Consider the following 462-nt stretch of genomic DNA (forward strand, 5'->3'; position numbering starts at 1 on the left):
GCGTGGTTTAAGTATGCTTGGTAACAGGATACAGCGCCTTTTGCTACAGTTGAAGCCTGCCAAACACTAAATATTTCACCGTAGTGCATTGGTTCATCCTTTGGATTACCGCTTAAAATTCCCATTTGATTTGCTCCTTTTGATTCATTAATTTTTTGAACTGACTTAATATGCTTAACTACACAGAAAAAATACGAGTAATGGTGAAATTCACAAAAATACTTGGAAACACTTCGGATTAGTCAGAAAAAATAAACGAAGCTATTTTGCACTCAAATGAACCCCCCAATAAATGCAGGGGTTCATGAAAAATGATTCTCTATTCTTGCTTAAGTACGTTCCCGATCTCGGCTTCTTAATCCGATTAAGCCCGTTAAGCCAAGCAAACCAAGCCAGCCCCAATTATTTCTTCTATCGTCTGTTGTCGCATTTGTCCGATAGTTGTTTGCATTCATACCCGTG

The 462-nt window shown here is 38.5% G+C and carries 1 protein-coding gene and 1 pseudogene; both read right to left on the bottom strand.

From position 1 onward, the window contains the following. Nucleotides 1-125: pseudogene (locus AC1DPK_RS34295) on the bottom strand (DUF3231 family protein); the annotation flags it as partial. A 204-nt stretch (nucleotides 126-329) separates the two neighbouring features. Then, nucleotides 330-455: a WGxxGxxG family protein gene (locus tag AC1DPK_RS34300; protein ID WP_477513024.1), complete on the bottom strand. Its 126-nt coding sequence runs from the start codon at nucleotides 453-455 to the stop codon at nucleotides 330-332. Between the last annotated feature and the right edge of the window lie 7 nt (nucleotides 456-462).

This window comes from Paenibacillus sp. 01T424 (genome assembly GCF_056398745.1).

Coding starts and splice junctions, on each gene's coding strand:
- AC1DPK_RS34300 (WP_477513024.1), bottom strand. CDS start 455: ATGAATGCAAACAACTATCGGACAAATGCGACAACAGACGATAGAAGA.